This window comes from Kitasatospora sp. NBC_00374 (genome assembly GCF_041434935.1).
Taxonomy (GTDB): domain Bacteria; phylum Actinomycetota; class Actinomycetes; order Streptomycetales; family Streptomycetaceae; genus Kitasatospora.
Genome location: NZ_CP107964.1, coordinates 3,996,838 through 4,017,092, shown reverse-complemented (window position 1 = coordinate 4,017,092; position 20,255 = coordinate 3,996,838). Strand labels below are relative to the sequence as shown.

The 20,255-nt window shown below is 72.7% G+C and carries 17 protein-coding genes and 1 tRNA gene; 11 read left to right on the top strand and 7 right to left on the bottom strand.

Features of this window, described 5'->3' with window-relative positions; translation table 11 throughout:
* Nucleotides 1-301: 301 nt before the first annotated feature.
* From cysS to OG871_RS17965, 3 genes are all read left to right on the top strand, one after another.
* Complete coding sequence (gene cysS, locus OG871_RS17975) at nt 302-1,696, top strand: cysteine--tRNA ligase (RefSeq protein WP_371497835.1); 1,395 nt, start codon at nt 302-304, stop codon at nt 1,694-1,696.
* Between the two features lie 84 nt (nt 1,697-1,780).
* Entirely contained in the window at nt 1,781-2,776 is a 996-nt protein-coding gene (rlmB, locus tag OG871_RS17970) for a 23S rRNA (guanosine(2251)-2'-O)-methyltransferase RlmB (RefSeq protein ID WP_371497834.1), read from the top strand.
* Nucleotides 2,777-3,013: 237 nt separating this feature from the next.
* Nucleotides 3,014-4,651 carry a DoxX family protein gene (locus OG871_RS17965; RefSeq protein WP_371497833.1) on the top strand — a complete coding sequence of 546 codons (1,638 nt, stop codon included), beginning with the start codon at nt 3,014-3,016 and terminating at the stop codon, nt 4,649-4,651.
* A gap of 100 nt (nt 4,652-4,751) precedes the next feature.
* On the opposite strand, the gene OG871_RS17960 is transcribed toward OG871_RS17965, so the two are convergent.
* From OG871_RS17960 to OG871_RS17950, 3 genes are all read right to left on the bottom strand, one after another.
* On the bottom strand, nt 4,752-5,504 hold the full coding sequence (locus OG871_RS17960) for an NDP-sugar synthase (RefSeq protein ID WP_371497832.1): 753 nt from the start codon (nt 5,502-5,504) through the stop codon (nt 4,752-4,754).
* A 79-nt stretch (nt 5,505-5,583) separates the two neighbouring features.
* On the bottom strand, nt 5,584-6,021 hold the full coding sequence (locus OG871_RS17955) for a hypothetical protein (protein WP_371497831.1): 438 nt from the start codon (nt 6,019-6,021) through the stop codon (nt 5,584-5,586).
* Nucleotides 6,022-6,299: 278 nt separating this feature from the next.
* Nucleotides 6,300-7,391 carry an ABC transporter ATP-binding protein gene (locus tag OG871_RS17950; protein ID WP_371497830.1) on the bottom strand — a complete coding sequence of 364 codons (1,092 nt, stop codon included), beginning with the start codon at nt 7,389-7,391 and terminating at the stop codon, nt 6,300-6,302.
* 293 nt (nt 7,392-7,684) lie between these two features.
* Between OG871_RS17950 and OG871_RS17945 the strand changes: the two genes are divergently transcribed.
* A tRNA-Thr gene (locus OG871_RS17945) sits at nt 7,685-7,758 on the top strand.
* Between the two features lie 1,359 nt (nt 7,759-9,117).
* Nucleotides 9,118-9,321 (top strand): hypothetical protein, encoded by a 204-nt coding sequence (locus OG871_RS17940; protein WP_371497829.1) that lies wholly within the window; start codon nt 9,118-9,120, stop codon nt 9,319-9,321.
* 184 nt (nt 9,322-9,505) lie between these two features.
* On the opposite strand, the gene OG871_RS17935 is transcribed toward OG871_RS17940, so the two are convergent.
* Nucleotides 9,506-11,248 (bottom strand): histidine decarboxylase, encoded by a 1,743-nt coding sequence (locus OG871_RS17935; RefSeq protein ID WP_371497828.1) that lies wholly within the window; start codon nt 11,246-11,248, stop codon nt 9,506-9,508.
* 187 nt (nt 11,249-11,435) lie between these two features.
* Between OG871_RS17935 and OG871_RS17930 the strand changes: the two genes are divergently transcribed.
* A complete protein-coding gene (locus tag OG871_RS17930; protein WP_371497827.1) occupies nt 11,436-11,927 on the top strand; it encodes an Lrp/AsnC family transcriptional regulator in 492 nt (163 codons plus the stop codon).
* Nucleotides 11,928-12,000: 73 nt separating this feature from the next.
* On the opposite strand, the gene OG871_RS17925 is transcribed toward OG871_RS17930, so the two are convergent.
* Nucleotides 12,001-12,828 (bottom strand): LysR substrate-binding domain-containing protein, encoded by an 828-nt coding sequence (locus OG871_RS17925; RefSeq protein ID WP_371497826.1) that lies wholly within the window; start codon nt 12,826-12,828, stop codon nt 12,001-12,003.
* A 57-nt stretch (nt 12,829-12,885) separates the two neighbouring features.
* Here OG871_RS17925 and OG871_RS17920 point away from each other — a divergent pair, with 57 nt between their 5' ends.
* The 3 genes from OG871_RS17920 to OG871_RS17910 all read left to right on the top strand — a co-directional run bounded on the left by OG871_RS17920 (nt 12,886) and on the right by OG871_RS17910 (nt 14,524).
* Nucleotides 12,886-13,290 carry a DUF5997 family protein gene (locus OG871_RS17920; RefSeq protein ID WP_371497825.1) on the top strand — a complete coding sequence of 135 codons (405 nt, stop codon included), beginning with the start codon at nt 12,886-12,888 and terminating at the stop codon, nt 13,288-13,290.
* Nucleotides 13,291-13,603: 313 nt separating this feature from the next.
* Nucleotides 13,604-13,837 (top strand): hypothetical protein, encoded by a 234-nt coding sequence (locus OG871_RS17915; protein ID WP_371497824.1) that lies wholly within the window; start codon nt 13,604-13,606, stop codon nt 13,835-13,837.
* A 132-nt stretch (nt 13,838-13,969) separates the two neighbouring features.
* Nucleotides 13,970-14,524 (top strand): methylated-DNA--[protein]-cysteine S-methyltransferase, encoded by a 555-nt coding sequence (locus OG871_RS17910; protein ID WP_371497823.1) that lies wholly within the window; start codon nt 13,970-13,972, stop codon nt 14,522-14,524.
* Nucleotides 14,525-14,551: 27 nt separating this feature from the next.
* Here the strand turns inward: OG871_RS17910 and OG871_RS17905 are convergent, their stop codons facing one another.
* Complete coding sequence (locus tag OG871_RS17905) at nt 14,552-15,673, bottom strand: ATP-grasp domain-containing protein (RefSeq protein ID WP_371497822.1); 1,122 nt, start codon at nt 15,671-15,673, stop codon at nt 14,552-14,554.
* Between the two features lie 591 nt (nt 15,674-16,264).
* Here OG871_RS17905 and OG871_RS17900 point away from each other — a divergent pair.
* Together OG871_RS17900 and OG871_RS17895 are read left to right on the top strand one after the other, a co-directional pair.
* Entirely contained in the window at nt 16,265-17,692 is a 1,428-nt protein-coding gene (locus OG871_RS17900; RefSeq protein WP_371497821.1) for a family 2B encapsulin nanocompartment shell protein, read from the top strand.
* A 207-nt stretch (nt 17,693-17,899) separates the two neighbouring features.
* Nucleotides 17,900-18,952, top strand: a complete 1,053-nt coding sequence (locus OG871_RS17895) for a family 2 encapsulin nanocompartment cargo protein polyprenyl transferase (RefSeq protein ID WP_371497820.1) — start codon at nt 17,900-17,902, stop codon at nt 18,950-18,952.
* 230 nt (nt 18,953-19,182) lie between these two features.
* Here OG871_RS17895 and OG871_RS17890 read toward each other — a convergent pair whose 3' ends face one another.
* Complete coding sequence (locus OG871_RS17890) at nt 19,183-20,190, bottom strand: NAD-dependent epimerase/dehydratase family protein (RefSeq protein ID WP_371497819.1); 1,008 nt, start codon at nt 20,188-20,190, stop codon at nt 19,183-19,185.
* Nucleotides 20,191-20,255 lie beyond the last annotated feature (65 nt).

The window sequence follows — 20,255 nt, the reverse complement described above, 5'->3', positions numbered from 1 at the left end:
GCGCGCTCGGCCCTCGGGGGCGCCGTGGCCGGAATCTCCCGGAGCGGCGCCCCCGAGGGCGTTCCGGGGCGGCGCCGGCGCGGGCGGCCGCCCGGCGCTGAGCCCGTACGGCCCGGCGCACCCGTGCTGACCTGCGTAATCGTCGGTGGAATCGGCAGGTCGACAAACCGGTTTGTATTCGTATCGCTACGCTAGGCTCCGCGGTGTCCCGCAGTGCGGGCATCGCGATGTGGCATGAACCGGTCCGCAGCGCGCCGGAAAGGTGGCGGGGCACCCCCCGCAGCCCACTACGCTTGACGCTGTGAGCCTTCGCCTGTACGACACCAGCACCCGCCAGGTACGCGACTTCGTCCCGCTTGTACCGGGCTGTGTCTCCATGTACCTGTGTGGCGCGACCGTCCAGGCTGCCCCGCACATCGGACACATCCGGTCCAACCTCAACTTCGACGTGATGCGCCGTTGGTTCGGCTACCGCGGCTACCAGGTCACGTTCGTGCGCAACGTCACCGACATCGACGACAAGGTGATCGCCAAGGAGCGCGAGCTCGGCACCCCGTGGTGGGAGGTCGCCTACACCAACGAGCGCGCCTTCAACGACGGTTACGCGGCGCTCGGCTGCCTGCCGCCGTCGGTGGAGCCGCGGGCGACCGGGCACGTCCCCGAGATGATCGAGATGATGCAGGAGCTCATCGCCCGGGGCCACGCCTACGAGTCCGGCGGCAACGTCTACTTCGCCGTCACCACCTACCCGGACTACCTGGCGCTCTCCAACCAGGAGCTGGAGAACCTCCGGCAGCCGTCCAGCGCGGGCGAGACCGGCAAGCGCGACCCGCGCGACTTCGCGATGTGGAAGCGCGCCAAGGAGGGTGAGCCCAGCTGGGCCACCCCCTGGGGCCGGGGCCGGCCGGGCTGGCACCTGGAGTGCTCCGCGATGGCGCACAAGTACCTGGGCCGGGCCTTCGACATCCACGGCGGCGGGCTGGACCTGATCTTCCCGCACCACGAGAACGAGATCGCCCAGTCCAAGGCCTTCGGCGACGACTTCGCCAACTTCTGGGTGCACAACGCCTGGGTCACCATGGCCGGCGAGAAGATGAGCAAGTCGCTCGGCAACTCGGTGCTGATCTCCGAGATGGTCCAGCGCTGGCGGCCGATCGTGCTCCGCTACTACCTGGCGGGCCCGCACTACCGCTCGATGATCGAGTACAGCGAGGAGTCGGTCCGGGAGGCCGAGACCGGGTTCGCCCGGATCGAGGGCTTCATCCAGCGGGTGATCGAGAGCTGCGGCCCGGTCGACGCCGCACCGGAGGTGCCGCTGTCCTTCGCCGAGGCGATGGACGACGACCTGGGCGTCCCGCAGGCCCTGGCCGTGGTGCACACCGCCGTCCGGCAGGGCAACAGCGCGCTCACCGCGGGCGACAAGGAGAGCGCGGTGGCGCGACTCGCCGAGGTCCGTGCGATGCTCGGTGTACTGGGTCTGGACCCGCTCGACGAGCAGTGGGCCGGTGCGGACCACGGCGACGACCTTCGCGGTGTGGTCGACTCGCTGGTCCAGCTGGTGCTGGAGCAGCGCCAGGCGGCCCGCGCCCGTAAGGACTTCGCCACCTCGGACGCCATCCGGGACCAGCTCGGCAAGGCCGGTCTGGTGATCGAGGACACTCCGTCCGGCTCGCGCTGGACCATCAACAACCAGTAACCCCGTACTCGTCGGGGTGAGGGTGGGCCGCACCGGCGCCGGTGCGGCCCCCCGTATGACGCAGAAGAGACAGGAAGTACAGCCATGGCCGGCAACAGCCAGCGCAGGAACCGCCGCAACCCCACTTCGAAGAAGGGCGCGAGTGTCGGTACCGGCGGCCACAGCCGGAAGGCACTCCAGGGCAAGGGCCCGACGCCGCCCGGTGAGGCCCGCAAGGGTCACCCGAAGCAGCGCGCCGCCAACGCGGCCCTCAAGCGCGAGCGTGACGCCAAGTCCCGGGCCGGCATGCGCCGGGCCGGTGCCGGTGCCCGCGGCGGGCGCGGCGGCGCCGGTGCGGCGGAGCTGGTGGTCGGCCGCAACTCGGTGGTCGAGGCGCTGAAGGGCGGGGTGCCCGCCACCGCGCTCTACGTGATGCAGTTCATCGAGACCGACGACCGGGTCCGTGAGGCCTTCCAGGCCGCCAACGACCGCGGTGTCCCGCTGATGGAGGCTCCGCGCCCGCAGCTGGACCAGATGACCGGCGGCCTCAACCACCAGGGCCTGGTGCTCCAGGTCCCGCCGTACGAGTACGCGCACCCGGACGACCTGCTCGCGGACGCCGCCGACAACGCCGAGCCGGCGCTGATCATGGCTCTGGACGGGGTCACCGACTCCCGCAACCTCGGCGCCGTGGTCCGCTCCGCCGCCGCCTTCGGCGCGCACGGCGTGGTCATTCCCGAGCGCCGCGCGGCCGGTATGACGGCCGGTGCCTGGAAGACCTCCTCCGGCGCCGCCGCCCGGCTGCCCGTCGCCCGCGCCACCAACCTGACCCGCGCGCTGGAGGCCTACCAGAAGGCCGGCCTGATGGTGGTCGGCCTGGCCGCCGACGGCGAGGCCGAGATCGGGGACCTGGAGCTGCTGTCCGGCCCCGTGGTGATCGTGGCCGGCTCCGAGGGCAAGGGCCTGTCCCGCCTGGTCGCGGAGACCTGCGACATCCGGGTGCGGATCCCGATGCCGGGCGCCACCGAGTCGCTGAACGCCGGTGTCGCGGCGGGGATCGTGCTCTACGAGGCCGCCCGACTGCGCGCCAAGAGCGCCTGACCCGGCTGCCCGGGCCCGCACCGGCTCCGCGAGGTGCGGTCCGGTGCGGTCCGGGACAGCCCTGTGCAGTACGGCCGGCTCTGCTGATCGCCTCCGTTGACCGTCTCTGACGGCTGTTCGGAACGGAACCGATCGGGTCCTTTCGGGCCCGGTCGGTTTTCTCATGATCACTTCAAATCCCGTCCCGGAATCCACCCGGGAGAGTGTCCTAAGGGGCCGTCACCCGGTTAGAGGGGTGTGGACACCAGAACACCTCGGCGCCCCGGGCAGGGCGGCACGGCGGGAATAGACTCCGGGCCCGCCCTCAACACGGTCAAGGTGCCGTCCGACCCGGCGAAGCTCAGCAGCACCCAGGCCAGCTTCCGGGTCAGACTGGTCACCCCGGTGGATCCGCTGATCGACGCCCCCGCCGGTGCGGCCTTCGGCGACCCGTACGGCATGCAGAGCGGCGGCAACCCGTACGCCAATCCCTACCGCGCGGCCGGTCTCGGTACCCGCCCCATGGTCACCCCCCAGGTCGTCCTGCCGAGCACCGAGGTGCCGGCGATGGCCGGTATCGGCGGCACCCCGCGACGCAAGGGCCGGGTCACCGCCGTCACCTGGAGCGGCCAGGCCGCCCCCGGCGACCTGGCGGCCACTCAGCTGCTCGAAGCCGTCCGGCTCAGCACCGTCCCGGCCCCCGCCGGGGAGCTCGCCGCCGACGACACCCAGCGGCTCCCGCCGATCCCGTCGTACGGGCGCGCGGTGCCCCGGCAGCCCGGCGCGCCCGGCGCCGGTGGGTACTCCGAGGCCGCGGCGGCCGCCGGGCGGGCCGGCAACGCTTCCTGGGCCCCGTACGGCGAGCTGCCGGAGGTGTCGGCCTCCAAGGCCGCCGAGGCCAAGCACCTGCGGGAGCCGGGCCGCCGGGTCGACCTCGGGCTGGTCCTGCTGCCGCTGCGTGCGGTGCTCGGCTCGCTGTCCGTCTACGCCGGGTTCAGCAAACTCTGCGACCCGGTGTACTTCGACGGCGGCGACCGCGGCTCGATGATGCGCTGGCTCTCCGCCCTGCACCCGTGGAAGGCCGCCTCGCCGCTGCTGGACTTCGCGATGGCGCACCCGGTCGGCTCGGGTCTCGCCGTGGCGTTCACCGAGATCGTGGTCGGCGTGCTGACCATCCTCGGCCTGTGGCAGCGGCTGGCGGCCGGCGCGGGGATGCTGCTCTCCGCGGCGCTGCTGTTCACCGTCAGCTGGCGGGCCGTCCCGGTCTACGACGCCCCCGACCTGATCTTCCTCGCCGCCTGGAGCCCGCTGCTGATCGCCGGGGCGCCGTTCGCCTCGCTGGACGGCCGGATCACCCTGAACGCCTGGCGCCGCTACGGCACCCGGGCGCCCGAGGCGCTGCGCCGCCGGGTACTGCGGCGCGGCGCGGTCGTCACCGCGGTGGTCGTCGGGCTCACCCTGCTGGTCGGCTCGATGCTCGGCGCGGCCGTCCGCACCGGCAAGCAGCAGACCCCGGTCAAGTCGCCGACCGACTTCGGCTCCCCGCTGTGGCCCGGCAACAGCGCCCCTGCCAAGCCCTCGCCCAGCCCCACCCCGTCCCCCGCGCCGTCCCGGCCGGCGAGCTCCCCGCCGTCCGCCTCGCCCTCCCCGGGCAAGAGCAGCGGCAAGGCCAAGCCCTCGCCGAGCACCGGCGGCGCCGGTCACGCGCCGACCGGCGCCGGCGGCACCGGTGGCGGCAGCTCCGGCCACGGCGGTTCCGGCACCGGCTCGGGCGGCACCACTCCGCGGAGCACCACGCCGACCGCGCCCGGGCTGATCGGCGGCGTGCTCGGCAGCGGGCCGGTGGAGCTGCCCAAGCTGGGGCTGGAGCGGCAGACGGAGCAGCAGGTGGTCTGACGGCCGGCCGGGCGCCGACCTGGTGTCAGACGGGAGGCCCCCTCCGGGACTTGGTCCGGAGGGGGCCTCCTGCGGTGCTGGGGGGCGTCCAGGAGGGTGCTCAGGAGTGGCTGCGGGCCGCGGCCAGCTCCTTGGCGGCCTCGGTGAGGTCCTTGGCGGTGTCGATGGCCCGCCAGTAGCAGCCCTGGGGGAGCTGGTAGCCGGCCAGCTGCTTGCTGCGGGCCAGCTGCGGGAAGGTGGTGCGCTCGTGGTCACCGACGTCCGGCAGCAGCTCGCGGAAGCCGGGCGCGAAGACGTACAGGCCCGCGTTGATCAGGAACGGCGAGGGCGGCGCCTCGATGAAGTCCAGCACGTTGCCGAACTGGTCGGTCTCCACCGCGCCCCACGGGATCCGCGGCCGGGCGAGCGCCAGGGTCGCCATCGCGTCCCGCTCGTGGTGGAAGGCGGCCATGTCACGCAGGCTGAACCGGGTCCAGATGTCGCCGTTGGTGGCGTACCAGGGCTGGTCGGGGCGGGGGAGCGCACGGGAGGCGTACTTCAGCCCGCCGCCGCGGCCCAGCGGTTCGGTCTCGACCACGGTCGTGACGTTGAGCGGCAGATCGGCCTTGTCCAGCCACTCCTGCAGCACCTCGGCGAGGTGGCCGCAGGAGATCACCGCGTCCGTCACGCCCTCCGAGGCCAGCCAGGCGAGCTGATGCCCGACGATCGGGGTGCCCGTGCCGGGGATCTCGACCAGCGGCTTCGGACGGTCGTCGGTGTACGGGCGGAGCCGGGAGCCCTGACCGCCGGCCAGGATCACGGCCTGGGTGACGGTGGGGGCGTGCGGGCTGGGGCGGGTCGAATCTGCGGTCATAGCGGACACAATAGGGTCCGCGCGGCGCGGACCCCACCGGCCGTCGCGGCCCGCCGGGGCGGACCGCGGTGGTGGTCGGTCAGCCCACCACGCCGGAGGCGAACGAGCCGTCGCAGACCGGACGGGCGAAGGAGCGCGCCCGCTGGACGTCGCCCTGGTACTTGCGGACGGCGGCCCGGCCGAGCTCGGCCGACAGGGTGCTGCAGTACGGCGTGAGCGAGGGCTTCTCGCGCATGGTGCGCTCCAGCAGGTCGAGCGCGGTGCCCGGGTTGTGGCTGCGGAGCTCCTCCATCAGGTCGGCGCGCAGCGCGTCCTGGGGGGCCATGCCCTGGGTGTTGGGGGAGGTGGCGGCGCGGCCGATGGTGCCGTCGCCGCTGGATGCCGCGACCACCTGCTGGTCGAGCCCGGTCGGGGGAGCCCACGGGACCCGGGTGACGGCGAGCGTGCCAGTGGTCACCAGGACCACCGGCAGCGTGAGGGCGACGGTCTGGCCGATGCGGCGAACGAGCTGTTTCACGCACAGGAGCGTAGCGGTGGGTGGCGGTGGAGATGCACTCCGTTACCCCAATGAGTGACACGTGTCCCGATTCGTTCCACCGTTGTGTTGACGCAAGGGGCGGCGGGTGGACGCCGGTTGACGTCCCGGGCGCGGCGGGCGGCGGGCGGCGCGGGCGGCCGGGGGCTGGACCGCGGGGGCGGCTTCGGACACGACCGCGGGGACGACCTCGGGGACGGCCGAGCCCCGGCCGGATGATCCGGTCGGGGCTCGGCCGGTGGGCCGGTGCCGCGGGCGGGTCAGGAGCTCAGACGGGCACCCGTGCTGGTCGAGAAGACGTGCGGCTCGCCGCCGTTCGGGACCACGTTGATGGTCGCGCCCTTCTCCGGGATCTGGCGGCCGTGCACGCGCACGACGATGTCCTTGTCCTCGCCGGCGACCTTGGTGGTGCCGTAGACGAAGCCGTCCGCGCCGAGCTCCTCGACCACGTTCACGGTGACCGCGACGCCCTCGATGCCGCCCGCGGGGACGATCTCGAAGTGCTCCGGGCGGATGCCGACGGTCACGGTCTTGTCGGTGCCGACGCCGGACAGGTCCTCGCGGGAGACGTTGATGACCGAGCCGCCGAACTTCACGCCGCCGTCGACCAGCGGGACCTCGATCAGGTTCATCGCGGGGGAGCCGATGAAGCCGGCCACGAAGAGGTTGGCGGGGCGGTCGTACATGTTGCGCGGGGTGTCGACCTGCTGCAGCAGACCGTCCTTGAGGACCGCCACACGGTCGCCCATGGTCATGGCCTCGGTCTGGTCGTGCGTCACGTAGACCGTGGTGATGCCGAGGCGGCGCTGCAGCCCGGCGATCTGGGTGCGGGTCGACACACGGAGCTTGGCGTCCAGGTTGGACAGCGGCTCGTCCATCAGGAAGACCTGCGGCTGGCGGACGATCGCACGGCCCATCGCGACACGCTGGCGCTGGCCGCCGGAGAGCGCCTTCGGCTTGCGGTCCAGGTAGTCGGTGAGGTCGAGGATCTTCGCGGCCTCTTCGACCTTGGTGCGGATCTCGGCCTTGTTGACGCCGGCGATCTTGAGCGCGAAGCCCATGTTGTCCGCGACGCTCATGTGCGGGTAGAGCGCGTAGTTCTGGAACACCATCGCGATGTCCCGGTCCTTGGGCGGCAGGTGCGTGACGTCGCGGTCACCGATCCGGATCGCGCCGCCGTTGACGTCCTCCAGGCCGGCGAGCATGCGGAGGCTGGTGGACTTGCCGCAGCCGGAGGGGCCGACCAGGACGAGGAACTCGCCGTCCTCGACGTGCAGGTCCAGCGCGTCCACCGCGGGCTTGTTGCCGCCCGGGTAGAGCCGGGTCGCCTTGTCGAACGTGACAGAAGCCATGACTGTGTCTCCTTCACCGGCAGGAACGTGCCGGACGATCCGAGTAAAGGTTGGATTGTCGCGCCGCCCGCCCACAGTGGTCTGGACCACTGATGTGAGACGACTCCTCGTGACGGTACCCGGCCGTTCATCCGCTTGTCAGCCCCACGGGTGGCCGATTTCGGCATCGGTCCGATCACAACCTGGACAGATCACCCAAACCCCCGCCGCACCCGATATCCAGCGGCACCGCCCAGCCCCGTCCCGGTACACTGCCCCTGGTGCCGCCGTGGTCCGCCGCGGACGGCTACCGTGCCTCCTTAGCTCAGCTGGCCAGAGCACCGCTCTTGTAAAGCGGGGGTCGTCGGTTCGAACCCGACAGGGGGCTCCGCGTTCGAAGCGTCGCGAGACGCGTAAAGGGCCAGCTCACGAGGGAGATCCTCGGAGACTGGCCCTTTGTTGTTGTTCGAGCGGAGCGGTCCCGCACCGGCGGTGCCACCGGCGGGCCGGAGGCCGCCGACGGATCGCCCTTCCCGAGCCCTTGCGGACTGCCTCGCCGTTCGGCCGGCGATGGCCCGGTCGTGGTTGCCGGGTTGACGAACCTCCACTCGCGTTCCGCTTCAGGAGTCGTTCGAACGGGGTGTCGACCGCGGGGGGCCCTCGGAGCGGGCGTTCCGCTGCACCGCGTGCAGGTGGACAGCAGCGGTGGCGCTCTGCCCCGGCCTGATCCGTCTGTACATAGCCAGGGCTCATGGAGCACGGCCTCCCCGCGGGTGGTGTCCACTTTCCAGGCCAGACAGGGGCGGTAGCCGTCCAGGGGAAGTCTCATGGAACGCCTGCTGTTTCCCGGTGACGCCCAGCTCTGGTACGAGGCCCTTCGCTCGTTCGGTCATATCGCCTACGGCGGCGCCGACTTCGGCAAGGCGGTCGCCACGAGCGGGCGTATCACCGGGGGCGACTACGGGAGTTGGCGCGACGAGTGGCTGGCCCCGGCCGACCGGGTGGCCGGCCCTGGACGCGGGCCACCCGGTGAGCGCCCGGGACGGCTTCCGGCGGGCCTCGAACTACTACCGGTCGGCCGGGCCCGGCTAGCTCCACCGGGCCGACAGCTCGGGGGAACCCCGCCCGACCGTGGTCATGCACAACGGCTTCGACGGCACCGCGGAGGAGGTGCACTTCTTCGGAGCGATGGCCGGCGTCGAGCGCGGCTGCACCGTGCTCGCCTTCGACGGTCCCGGCCAGCCAGGACCGCTGCACCGCGAGGGGCTGATCTTCCGCCCCGACTGGGAGAACGTGGTGGGGCCGGTGCTGGACTTCGCCATGAAGCTGCCCCAAGACCTTCCTGGAGTTCACGGCGGAGGAGGGCGCGGACGCCCACTGCCAGGCCGGCGCTCAGCGGCTGGCCCTGGCCCGGATATACGACTGGCTGGACGACACACTCGGGGGCAGGCGGGACACCGCGCGCGTACTGGCCGACTGAGACGGAAGCCGAGACGGACGGTCGAAGGCCGCTCTGCCCCGGTCAGGGCACTGCAGGCGGTACGGGACCGACGCCACGTCAGTCGCCCTGCGGGTGGTTGAAGCGTCTCGACCAGTTGGCGAGACTGCCGAGCTCACAGCGTCGGCGACGGCGTGACCTGGTCGTGGAGACTCCGCCACGCGCGGCAGGCTGCTGCCGATACCGGGGCTCAAGCTCTACCGTCGACGTAGTTCGGTTCCCACGACCCAACAAACGTCGGAGTCCGGTATGGCCAGCTACGAAGCACACGCCCAGGCCGCGAGCGACACCCTGGCGCGGATCAAGCTCACCGGGATGGGTGTCAGCGGCGAGCTACGCGCGCAGGTCGCACAGGTCGAAGCCCTGCTGGCGCTCGCCGCGGCCGTGGCCGGCCGTCGGACGGTGGCGTCGTCGCCGCAGTACCCGCCCCAGGGGATCACCGACTCCCGCTGACACGAGCGGCCGCCCTCCGGCGGCGGCGTGCGGCAGCACCCGCCGAGTGGTCACTCGAGGCGAGGGGGACCGCCTGGCCCGAAGCGCTGGGCGGGTACGGTGCGCGCGAACACGCCCCGGCCGGAAGCGGCACGGGGCGTCCTCGTCCCGTCCCTTCGTCCGTGCCATGACCAGGCGGGGTGGTTCAGTCGGACGCGGCGCTCGGGTGGGCTGTGCCGAGGATGACGGGGTCGTTGGCGAGGTCCTCCAGCAGGGCGTCCAGCTTGAAGCGGTCGACCGAGGACATCAGGAAGACGTGGACGTAGCTGCGGCGGGTGGTCTCGTCGCGGGGGTCGGGCAGCACGTCCTGGCAGGACAGGGACCACTTCGCCACCAGCTCGGGGCTGGGCTTGCGGAACCGTACCGTGATGGCGCCCGGGGTGCGGGCCGGCCAGAGCTCGATGCCCCGCTCCTGCTCCAGGAGGTGGAGCTGCCGGTCCAGGTAGGCGGCCAGGTCCTGGGCCTTGCGGATCCGGTCGACCTGGTCCTGGTAGGAGTGCCGGGACAGGTGGTCCCAGAGCACCAGCGGGGAGAAGCCGTTGCGCGATCCGGCGAAGGTGGTGTCGGGCGCGCCGATGTAGTCCGGCTGGGACGGCGGGGAGATCTGGTACTTGACCTTCGTCATGTAGATGCCGCACGGCCACGGTGCGCCGGGCCACTTGTGGCCGCTCATGGCGATCGAGGAGACCATGTCGAGGTCGCCGAACTCCCGGGTGGGCAGGGTGATGCCGAAGTCGAACTCCGGGAGGTCCGTGTCGGGGGTCCAGCCGAACCGTGCCGGGTCCTCGGCGGCCATCCGCAGGAACGGCGCGTACCCGGCCCCGAGGGCGCCGTCCACGTGGATCCAGAAGCGTCGCCGCAGGTCGACCAGCGGTTCGCCGGTGCTCGGGTCCTTGCCGTACGTCACCTCGCCCTGGATCAGCCGGTGCTTCTCGAAGATCGGCAGCAGGCGTTCGCAGACCTGCCGGACGTCGTCGTGGGCGCCCTTGAAGGTGCTGCCGAGGTTGAGGCTGATGAAGATCGGGTGCCCCTTGGCGGCGAAGAACTCCACCAGCGCGGCCAGCGCGTCGACGTCGATCTCGCCGGTGCCGTCCCAGGAGTGGCCCGAGGGGCCGCTGCGGGAGGGCACCTCGGTGGGCCATTCGTTCGGCTCCGCCCCGGCCGCGGGCAGCGGGCACTCGTCCGGGTACATCTCCGTGCCCACGGCGTGGAAGGTCTCGACGCCCAGGACGCGGACCGCCTTGGCGAAGGAGTAGTGGGTGTCCTCGGAGTAGAACGCCACCGGGCGGCGGGCGTTGGGGTTGTTCGGTTCGAGCGGGGCCTGGACGTACCGCAGGGCGCCGGACGGACCGGTCGGCGGCTGGATCAGCGCCTTGCCGCTCAGGTAGTCCCGGGCGTTCCAGAGCGCGTACATGTTGCCCTCGGTCGAACCCATGGACAGCACGTATCCCCAGTACGACTCGGGGTCGCCCGCGTCGTACGGCCGCTGGGCGTGCCACAGGGCGGCGTAGTAGTCGAGCACCGCGCGCTCGACGACCTTGGTGTTCGGCTTGTAGCCGCCGCTCTGGAACGGGTCGCCGAGGTTGTTGATGTTGTGCTGCATGAACCGGCCGAGGTCGAAGGCGCAGTCGCCCATCTCCTGGGTGGCCTGGTAGCCGAGCAGGGACCGGCGCTTCCTCGTGAGGTACCCGTCCATCACGTCGAGAGCGCGCAGGCGCCGCTCGTTGCCCAGGCCGTCGGCCGGCAGCGCGAAGTCGGCGGCGGACGGCTCCTCGGCCGGGCCCGGCGACCCGAGGAGGGCGGACACGTCCAGGGACGGTATGCGGACGTCGAGCTGCGCGGGGTCGTCGTGGCCCGCGGGCACGGTCAGGGTGTCGGTTCGGCTCATGGCGCAGCACTCCGGGTTCGCTGGGTCGGACGATCCGCCGGGCGAGTCCGGTGGGTTGGCGATGGCCGATCCGATCGACGGCCAGGATGGAACCTGTGACGCCCACAGGGGAAGCAATCCGAACAAAATTCGGAATTGACGGGCAAGGCCTTGCGAATCATCGGTACGGGGAGAGACCCTGGGCCTCGTGCCGAACATTCCTCAAGCGCGCCGGGCGCCCCTCGACGACGTGGACCGGGCGATCCTGCGCATCCTCGCCGACAACGCCCGTACGCCGAACAACGCGCTCGCGGAGGCGGTGGGCATCGCGCCTTCGACCTGTCTGGCCCGGGTCCGCGCGCTGCGCGAGGCCGGGGTCATCCGCGCGTTCCGGGCGGAGATCGCCCCTGCGGCGATCGGGCTGCCGCTGCAGGCGATGATCTCGGTCCGGCTCCGGGCGCACACCCGCGAGCAGAACGAGAGCTTCCGCGACGCCGCTCCCGACATGCCCGGTGTGGTGGCGGTGTTCCACATGGCCGGATCCGACGACTACCTGCTGCACGTCGCGCTGGCCCACCCCGGTGCCCTGCGCGACTTCGTGGTGGACCACCTCACCACCCACCCGGCGGTGGCGCAGACCCGGACCAACCTGATCTTCGAGCAGATCGCCGGCCGTCGGCAGCTGTCCCCCGGCCCGTGACGACGGGGGCGGTCCGGGTGGTCCGGTGGTCCGGGCGTTGCGGGTGGGTGCGGGCCGGTCCTGACTCGGCAGACTAGGACCGACGGCGGGGCTTGCCGCGGGTGGCGGCCTTGGGCTTGGCCCCGCCGGATCCGCCGCGTGAGCCGCGGCCGGCCGATGCCCCGCCCGACTTGCCGCCGGCCTTGGCCCCGCCCGACTTGGCCCCGCCGGACTTGCCGGCAGCGGGCTTGCGCTGTGCGCCGCCGCCGGTCTCGGGGCGCTTGCGCTGCTTCGGCTCGGCCGGGGGCGTCGGCTGGGTGCGGGAGCTGTTGACGGTCCGCCCGCGGACGATGCCGATGAACTGCTCGACCAGGTCCGTGGTCTCGTCCTGCGGCCACGACAGCGCGATCCGCGACTCGGGGGCGTCCGAGACCGGCCGGTAGGTGAGGTCCCGGCGGTGGTGCAGGCGGGCGAGGGACTGCGGGACGACGAGCACGCCCACTCCCGCCGCCACCAGTTCGATGGCGTCGGCCGTGGTGGCGGGGCGTTCGTTGGCGGGCCGTCCCGGCAGCCGCTCCCAGGCGAGGGTGTCGTCGAGGGGGTGCAGCACGAGCTCGTCGGCGAGGTCCTCGGTGGACACCTCGTCGACCGCGGCCACCACGTGGTCCTTGGGGACGACGACCACCGTCGTCTCGGTGTAGAGGGGGATGGCGCTGAGGTCCGCGTGGTCGACCGGCAGCCGGACGAAGCCCGCGTCGGCGTCGCCGCCGCGCAGCGCGCCGTACACCTCGGCGGCGGTGGCCGCCACGAGGTTCAGCGGGATCTCGGGCAGCCGCTCGTTCCAGATCCGCACCCACTTCGTGGGCGTCACCCCGGGGACGTACGCGAGGCGGAACGAAGGGGATGCATCCGAGCCAGTCACTCCGCCAGGTTACCCGCCGTGGTCGGAGGTAGCGCACGCGCTCGATACCCTTGCAGCATGACGTCGCACAAAACCCCCCAGACGATGAAGCCCGCAACTGCGGCGAAGAAGCTCGGCGTGTACCTCGAGGCCACCCCCGCCGAGTTCCAGGAGGGTGTCGTCTCGCGCACCGAGCTGACTGCGCTGCAGGCCGACCCGCCGGAGTGGCTGCTCGAACTGCGACGCAACGGCCCGCACCCCCGACCGGTGGTCGCGGCGAAGCTCGGTGTCTCCATTGCCGGTCTCGCCCGCGGTGGGGTCACGGACGCCCTCACCACCGAGCAGATCGACGCGCTGAAGGCGGACAGCCCCGAGTGGCTGCAGCGGGAGCGCGCCACCCAGGCCGATGTCCGCAAGGAAGCGGTGCGGATCAAGGAGAAGAACGCGGAGCGCGCCGAGCAGACCGGCCGGCCGCGTTCCTGACCACTCGGTCCGCGGCGCGGGCGGCCGATGGTGACGGCGACGGTGTCGGTGAACGGGTCGGCGTGCTGGTCCCAGACCTGTTCCCGCAGGTCCTCCTGCGCCGAGGAAATCCGGGCGAGAGGTCGAGCTGCCGGCCCTCGCGGATGACCGTGTGCCCTGGGGTGCTCGCCGGCCGGACCGCGGCCGCACTTCTCGCCGGAGGCCTGCTGCCGCGCCGCCGGGACGCGTAGCGCCGGGGGAGGGACGCCGCCGGTGGGCGGGCGGTCGGGGGCGGTCGTACGGTGGACCGGGGGCCCCTTAGGAGGAGGTCACGATGCCTGGTTCGGTCACGATCGGTCACGCCGAGGCACTGGTGGCGCTGAGCCACGTGGATGCCGAGCGGTTGGCGATGGTGCTGCGGGAGATGTCGTCGATGATGGAGAAGCCGGGCCCGGAGCAGCTCTCCGACGCGCAGGTGATGGCGCTCAGCGAGGGGCGGCCACAGCACCGGGGTGAGCTCACGGAGTGGTGCCGCAGCCTGTCGGAGTACCTCAAGACGCACCTGTGACGGCGGCGGGTGTCCGGCGAGTGGTCGGCCGGCCGGGGCAGCGGGCCCGCTGCCCCGGCCGCCGTCGTTCCTCCCGGGCATTCCTCCCGGGCATCCCCTCGGGGTGTCGGACCGGGGCGGTAGTTTGCGGGTATGGAGATCTCCTGGGTCGCGGTCGACACGCCGCTGCCGAGCGGCCCGATGCAGCTGGCGGTGACGCCGCTCGGGGTGGCCCTCTCCTCCTACGTGGGGGAGTCGTCGGCCGGGCTGCCGATCGGTGTGCCGCGCTGCACGGACGAGCGGAAGGTCGAGGCCGTGCGCAGCCGGCTGGCGGAGTACTTCGCCGGGCGGCGAAGGGAGTTGGGGCTGCCGATCGACTGGCGGTTCGCCTCCGGGCCGCACCGGGTCGTGCTGCAGCGGCTGCTGGCGGACACCGGCTACGGCCGGACCGTGACGTACGGCGAACTCGCCGCCAGCAGTGGGGTCTTCGAGGACGTGGTGGAGCCCGGGCTGGCGGCCAGGACGGTCGGCCAGATGATGGGTGCCAATCCGCTGCCGTTGCTCGTGCCGTGCCACCGGGTGGTGGCGGCGGACGGCATCGGCGGTTTCGGCGGCGGGCCGTCCGGGATCGAGGTCAAGCGCTGGCTGCTCACGCTGGAGGGCGTGCTGCCGCCGACTCTCGACTGGGACGGGCCGACCGGGGGCTGAGCGCCCGGCCGGTCCGTCGCCAGCGGGTCAGACCAGGCCGAGCACCGGGGCCCCGTGCTCGAACGCGGGCACCGGCGCGGCCGTCTGCTCGCGGGCGGGCGCGGGCGCCTGGCGGGGCAGCAGGGTCTGCCGCGGCAGCACCGGCTGGACGCCGGACACCAGGGTGTAGTCGGCGCCGAGGAACTCGACCTCGGGCAGTCGGACCGGGGCCTCGCCGAGGGCCAGCTGCACCGCCGCCCAGGGCAGGTTCAGGCCGCACAGCCGGAGCTGGTGCAGGCCGCCGGACGGCCGGGTGTTGACGTCCAGCACGACCGGGCGGCCGTGGTGGTGGCGGAACTGCACGTTGGAGAGGTACGAGACGCCGAAGGCCTCGATCAGCCGACGGGTCGGCTCCAGGTAGGCGGCGTCGGTGGTGAAGTGGCGCCGACGGCCCCGCTTGGCCCGGCCGACGGCGGTGAGCAGCCGGCCGTCCGCGGCGGCGAGGCAGTCGACCGAGACCTCGGGTCCGTCGAGGTACGGCATCACCAGCAGGTCGGCGGGCTCGTCCGAGGCGGCGAGTGCGGCCGCGACCTGGTCGAGCTGGACGGTGGCGTCCGGGGCGCCGGCCAGTCGGCGCAGGCCGAAGGGCTCGCGGGTCAGTATCCGGAAGCCTTCGCCGCCGGCGCCGGTGGCGGGCTTCAGGCAGGGGCGGCCGCCGTCGGCCTCGATCTCCTCGACGGCGGCGAGCAGGTCGTCGGCGGTACGGACGTGCCGCCACAGCGGGGTGGGCAGGCCGAGGGTGTCCATCGCCGCGTAGCCGTTGGTCTTGGACTCGAACACGGCGATGGCGGCGGCGGAGGGGCAGACCAGGGCGGTGCCGATGGCCTCGAACTCCCGGCGCCGCACGGCGACGGCGAGCTGGCCGAGCCGGGGGACGAAGACGTCGATCTGCCGGCGGGCGCAGAATTCCAGCGCGAATTCCACATAGGCTTCGGGGCTGAGGCGATCGGGTTCGAGCGAGCCGAAGTCGGCGGCGGCGAGCACCGGGGAGTCCGGGTCCGTATGCGTGGCATGGATCTCGACCGGGCGCGGGGCGGCGCGCAGCTGATCGATGAAGAAGACATTCTCGGAGTAGGTGCGGTTCAGCCAGACGCGTACGGGGGCGCTCACAGGGTCTCCCAGGACATGGGCACAGCAGTGGGGAGGGCGCAGTCGGGCCGCCGACCGGCCATCGCCTCTGCCGCGCCCTTGAGGTGGCACCTTAGCGGTCGCCGGGGCCCTGGTGAACGGTGGGTCGGCGGTTGTTCCGGGCCGCGGGCGCGGGCCGCGGCCGGGGGGCCGTCGGGCCGGCCGGAGCGAGCCCGGACGGATCCTCAACTTTCTGATGGCAGTTGGTTGTTGGGGAATTGTTTCGGCAGTGTTCCGGCGCGGCTCGAAGGTTGCGGCAGTGTGAACGTCGGGCGGCCTGCGCGGGGGCGGCGCGCGGGCGCCGGAGCGGGTAGCGGAGGGGGCGCCGTCGGGGCGCGTCGCGGGCGTCGCCGGGGTGCGGTGCGGCCCGTGGAGCCGAGCCGGAGAGGGATTCGAGCGAATGCTCGAATGACAATCGGCTGAATGTGCTTGTCGTCCTATTTATCCTGACCTATTGATCACTCGTATGAGTGATTGCGGATCTCACTCGAATGGCCCCAGCATGAGTGGTGCAACGGGATGCCTCATTGCGTCACGTGCTCCAAATGCTTTCACGGGGAGGGGCTCCTTTCGATGTCGACCGAGACCGATATCGGTATTCCCGCACAGGGCGGGCCGCCGTCGGCGCAGCAGCGGTCCAGCCTCGGCACCGCAGGCGCGCGGAACCTGGCGACCACCACCAAGTCCGAGCCGCAGATGCAGGGCATCAGCCCCCGCTGGCTGCTCCGGATGCTCCCGTGGACGCAGGTCTCCGGCGGTACCTACCGGGTCAACCGGCGGCTCAGCTACGCCGTGGGGCGCGGCCGGGTGAGCTTCGTGAAGACCGGGGCCGAGGTGCGGGTGGTCCCACCGACCCTGCGCGAGATCCCGGTGCTGCGCGGCTTCGAGGACGAGGCGTTGCTGGCCGAGCTGGCCGCCCGGTTCGCCCAGCGCGACTTCGCGCCGGGCGAGGTGCTGGTCGAGCAGGGCCGGCCGGTCGACGAGGTCTTCCTGATCGCGCACGGCAAGGTCGACAAGGTCGGCACCGGAAGCTACGGCGACGTGACCGTCCTCGGCGTGCTGGCCGACGGGGACCACGTGGGCGACGAGGCGCTGGTCCAGTCGGACGCCACCTGGCCGTACGCCGTCCGGAGCACGACGGCCGGCACACTGCTCGCCCTGCCCTGGCCCGCCTTCCAGGAGCTGGCCGACCGCTCGGAGGCGTTGCGCGACCAGATCCTGTCGCACCTCGCCGATGCCCGGCAGCCGCAGAACAGGCGCGGTGAGGCGGAGATCCCGATGTCGGCCGGCCACGCCGGCGAGTTCGAGCTGCCCGGCGCCTTCGTGGACTACGAGCTCAAGCCGCGCGAGTACGAGCTGAGCATCGCCCAGACGGTGCTGCGGGTGCACAGCCGGGTCGCCGACCTCTACAACCAGCCGATGAACCAGACCGAGCAGCAGTTGAAGCTCACCATCGAGGCCCTGCGCGAGCGCCAGGAGCACGAGCTGATCAACAACCGCGAGTTCGGCCTGCTGCACAACGCGGACTACGACCAGCGGATCCAGACCCACTCCGGCCCGCCCACCCCGGACGACATGGACGAGCTGCTGAGCCGCCGCCGGGGTACCAGGTTCTTCCTGGCCCATCCCAGGGCGATCGCGGCCTTCGGGCGGGAGTGCAACCGCCGCGGCCTCTACTCGGGCTCGGTCGAGGTCGAGGGCCGACAGGTGCCGACCTGGCGGGATGTGCCGATCTTCTCGTGCAACAAGCTGCCCATCACGGACGGCCAGACCAGTTCGATCCTCGCCCTCCGTACCGGTGAGGACAAGCAGGGTGTGATCGGCCTGCACCAGACCGGCATCCCGGACGAGTACCAGCCGGGCCTCTCCGTCCGGTTCATGGGCATCGACGAGAAGGCGGTCATCTCCTACCTGGTCAGTGCCTACTACTCGGCGGCGATCCTGGTGCCGGATGCCATCGGCGTCCTGGAGAACGTCGACATCGCCCGCCCGCGCGACTGACCCGGGGCCGGGCCGGTGCGCTCCGTCCGGCGCGCCGGCCCGGAGGACGCCGTGGAGCGGACGGCAAGCGGATTTGCCGGCGGGCGAGCGTCCCGACCGGAGCGGAGTCGGCCCGTGCCCGGGCCGACCGTACGGCGGCCCGGTGCGGCGGCTCGGCGGAGTCGCCGGCGCCCGACGCGCGGCCGACCAGAGTGGGGGAGGGACCAGATGGGGATCTTCGCGCTGGAGCGTGATCATCGGGAGGGCAACGAGGCCGCCGAGGTGCTGGCCCGGACGAAGGCCGCAGTGGATCCGGCCCTCAGGGCCGCCGTCGGCACCCTGCCGGAGTCGATGCGGCTGGTCGCCGGCTACCACTTCGGCTGGTGGGAGGCGGACGGCGCGCCGGCCGGCGCCTCCGGTTCGGGCAAGGCGATCAGGCCGGCCTTGGTGCTGGCCGCCACCCAGGCCGTCGGCGGCGGGCCGGGCCCGGCCGTCCGGGCCGCCGCGGCAGTGGAGCTGGTGCACAACTTCACCCTGCTGCACGACGACGTCATCGACCGGGACCAGACCCGCCGTCACCGCCCGACGGCCTGGCGGGTCTTCGGTACCACCGAGGCGATCCTGGCCGGCGACGCCATGCACTCGCTGGCCCTGCGGATCCTCGCCGAGGACGGACACCCGGCCGCGCCGGGCGCCGTCCGTCGACTCGCCGACTGCGTGGTCGAGCTCTGCGCGGGCCAGCAGGCCGACTGCGCCTTCGAGCAGCGCAGTGACGTTTCGCTGGCCGAGTGCCTGACGATGGCCGAGGCCAAGACCGGTGCACTGCTGGGCTGTGCCTGCGCGCTGGGCGCGCTCTACGCCGGCGCCGAGCCGTCCGCGGTCGAGGCGATGGACGCGTTCGGCCGGGAGATCGGTCTGGCCTTCCAGCTGATCGACGATCTGATCGGCATCTGGGGCGACCCTGCGGTCACCGGCAAGCCGGTCGGTGCCGATCTGGCCGCGCGGAAGAAGTCGCTGCCGGTGGTCTTCGCGCTCGGTTCCGGGACGGCGGCCGGTGCCGAGCTGGCCGAGCTCTACGCCCTCGACCGGCCGCTGAGCGCGCTGGAGCTGGAGCGGGCCGCCCAGGCGGTGGAGCGGGCCGGCGGCCGCAGCTGGGCGCAGGGCGAGTCCTGCGAGCGGATGGCCGCGGCGATCGCCCACCTGGCGGCGGCCGTGTCGGCGCCCTCGTCGGCCGACGAACTGCTCGCTCTGGCGGAACTGGTCACCCGCCGTACGCACTGACGGCGGGCGAGGCGAGACGAGGCGAGCCGACGGCCGGGTCCGGGCGGGCCTGCTCCCGCCAGGGCCCGGCCGGCCCGTGCCCGCCGCCCGCGCCCGCCTGCCCGCGTCCGCCACCCAGTGCCCGCCGCCCGCGCCCGCCGCCCGCGCCCGCCGCCCGCGCCCGCGGGCCGCGTCAGCCTGCTGTGACCGCAGGCCGCATGCACCGCCCCGTGCTCGCTCGCCGGTCCAGGTCAGGAGGCGTCCCGGTCGAGGATCCGGCGCTCCTTCTCCGGGTCGATGCCGAGCGGCAGGTCGCCCTGTGCCCACGGCCGGGTGGACGGGCCGCGTTCCTGCAGCCAGGCCCAGGTGTCCCGGACGGTGTCCGCGAGCGGGCGGTTGTGCAGCCCGGCCGCGACGGCGCGTGAGGTGTCGGGCCGCCAGGTGCCGTGCCAGTCCGGGAGGTCGGGGGCCCAGAGCGGCAGCTCGACCCAGGGCTGGACGCCGGCCGCGAGCAGGGTGGTGTCGTCCGTCCAGGCCAGCTCGGCGTCGGAGCCGGTGGCCCGGATGCAGTGCTCGAGGAACTCGCCGTAGGTGGTCCGGCCGGGCGGCGCGGTGGTGACGTACCGCCCGGTCTCCCGGCGTTCCAGCAGATCGAGGCCGAAGGCGGCGAAGTCCCGGGCGTCGATCAGCTGGACCGTGCGGCCCGGGTCACCGGGGGCGAGTACCCGTCCGCCGAGGGCTATCCGCTCCAGCCACCAGGGCAGCCGGCCGACCGGTTCGTGCGGGCCGATCAGCAGGCCGCAGTTGAGGATCAGTGACCGCTCGCCGAAGTTCTCCAGCAGGGCGCGTTCACAGCCTGCCTTGAGGGCGTTGCCGTGCGGCTGGTCGGGCGGGGTGTCGGCGGGGCAGGGGTGGGTGGGCGAGGACTCGTCGACGAGTGCGGCGGGCCAGTCGGTGAAGGCGTGGACGGAGGAGACGAAGGTGTAGTGGTCGGTGTGGTCGCGCAGCAGCCGGGCCGATCGGGCCACGTCGTGGGGCTGCTGGCCGGCCGAGTCGACGACGGCGTCCCAGTGGCGTCCCGCCACCAGGCGCGCCAGGTCGGCCGGGTCGGTCCGGTCGCCGTGCACGGCCTCGACGCCGGGCTGGTCGGCGCCGCTGATCCCGCGGTTGAAGGTGGTGACCTCGTGGCCGCGGGCCAGCGCCTGGGAGACGTAGGCCCGACCGAGGAACTTCGAGCCGCCGAGAATGAGGATCTTCATGCCTCCAGCCTCTCCGGGCCGGGGCCCCGCGATGCCTCCGTTCACTCGTGGCGGACCACGCGGAG

Excerpts from the sequence above, each read along its gene's own strand:
- rlmB (WP_371497834.1), top strand. The coding sequence starts at position 1,781 with ATGGCCGGCAACAGCCAGCGCAGGAACCGCCGCAACCCCACTTCGAAG.
- OG871_RS17960 (WP_371497832.1), bottom strand. The coding sequence starts at position 5,504 with ATGACCGCAGATTCGACCCGCCCCAGCCCGCACGCCCCCACCGTCACC.
- OG871_RS17950 (WP_371497830.1), bottom strand. The coding sequence starts at position 7,391 with ATGGCTTCTGTCACGTTCGACAAGGCGACCCGGCTCTACCCGGGCGGC.
- OG871_RS17940 (WP_371497829.1), top strand. The coding sequence starts at position 9,118 with ATGGCCAGCTACGAAGCACACGCCCAGGCCGCGAGCGACACCCTGGCG.
- OG871_RS17935 (WP_371497828.1), bottom strand. The coding sequence starts at position 11,248 with ATGAGCCGAACCGACACCCTGACCGTGCCCGCGGGCCACGACGACCCC.
- OG871_RS17920 (WP_371497825.1), top strand. The coding sequence starts at position 12,886 with ATGACGTCGCACAAAACCCCCCAGACGATGAAGCCCGCAACTGCGGCG.
- OG871_RS17915 (WP_371497824.1), top strand. The coding sequence starts at position 13,604 with ATGCCTGGTTCGGTCACGATCGGTCACGCCGAGGCACTGGTGGCGCTG.
- OG871_RS17910 (WP_371497823.1), top strand. The coding sequence starts at position 13,970 with ATGGAGATCTCCTGGGTCGCGGTCGACACGCCGCTGCCGAGCGGCCCG.
- OG871_RS17900 (WP_371497821.1), top strand. The coding sequence starts at position 16,265 with ATGTCGACCGAGACCGATATCGGTATTCCCGCACAGGGCGGGCCGCCG.
- OG871_RS17895 (WP_371497820.1), top strand. The coding sequence starts at position 17,900 with ATGGGGATCTTCGCGCTGGAGCGTGATCATCGGGAGGGCAACGAGGCC.
- OG871_RS17890 (WP_371497819.1), bottom strand. The coding sequence starts at position 20,190 with ATGAAGATCCTCATTCTCGGCGGCTCGAAGTTCCTCGGTCGGGCCTAC.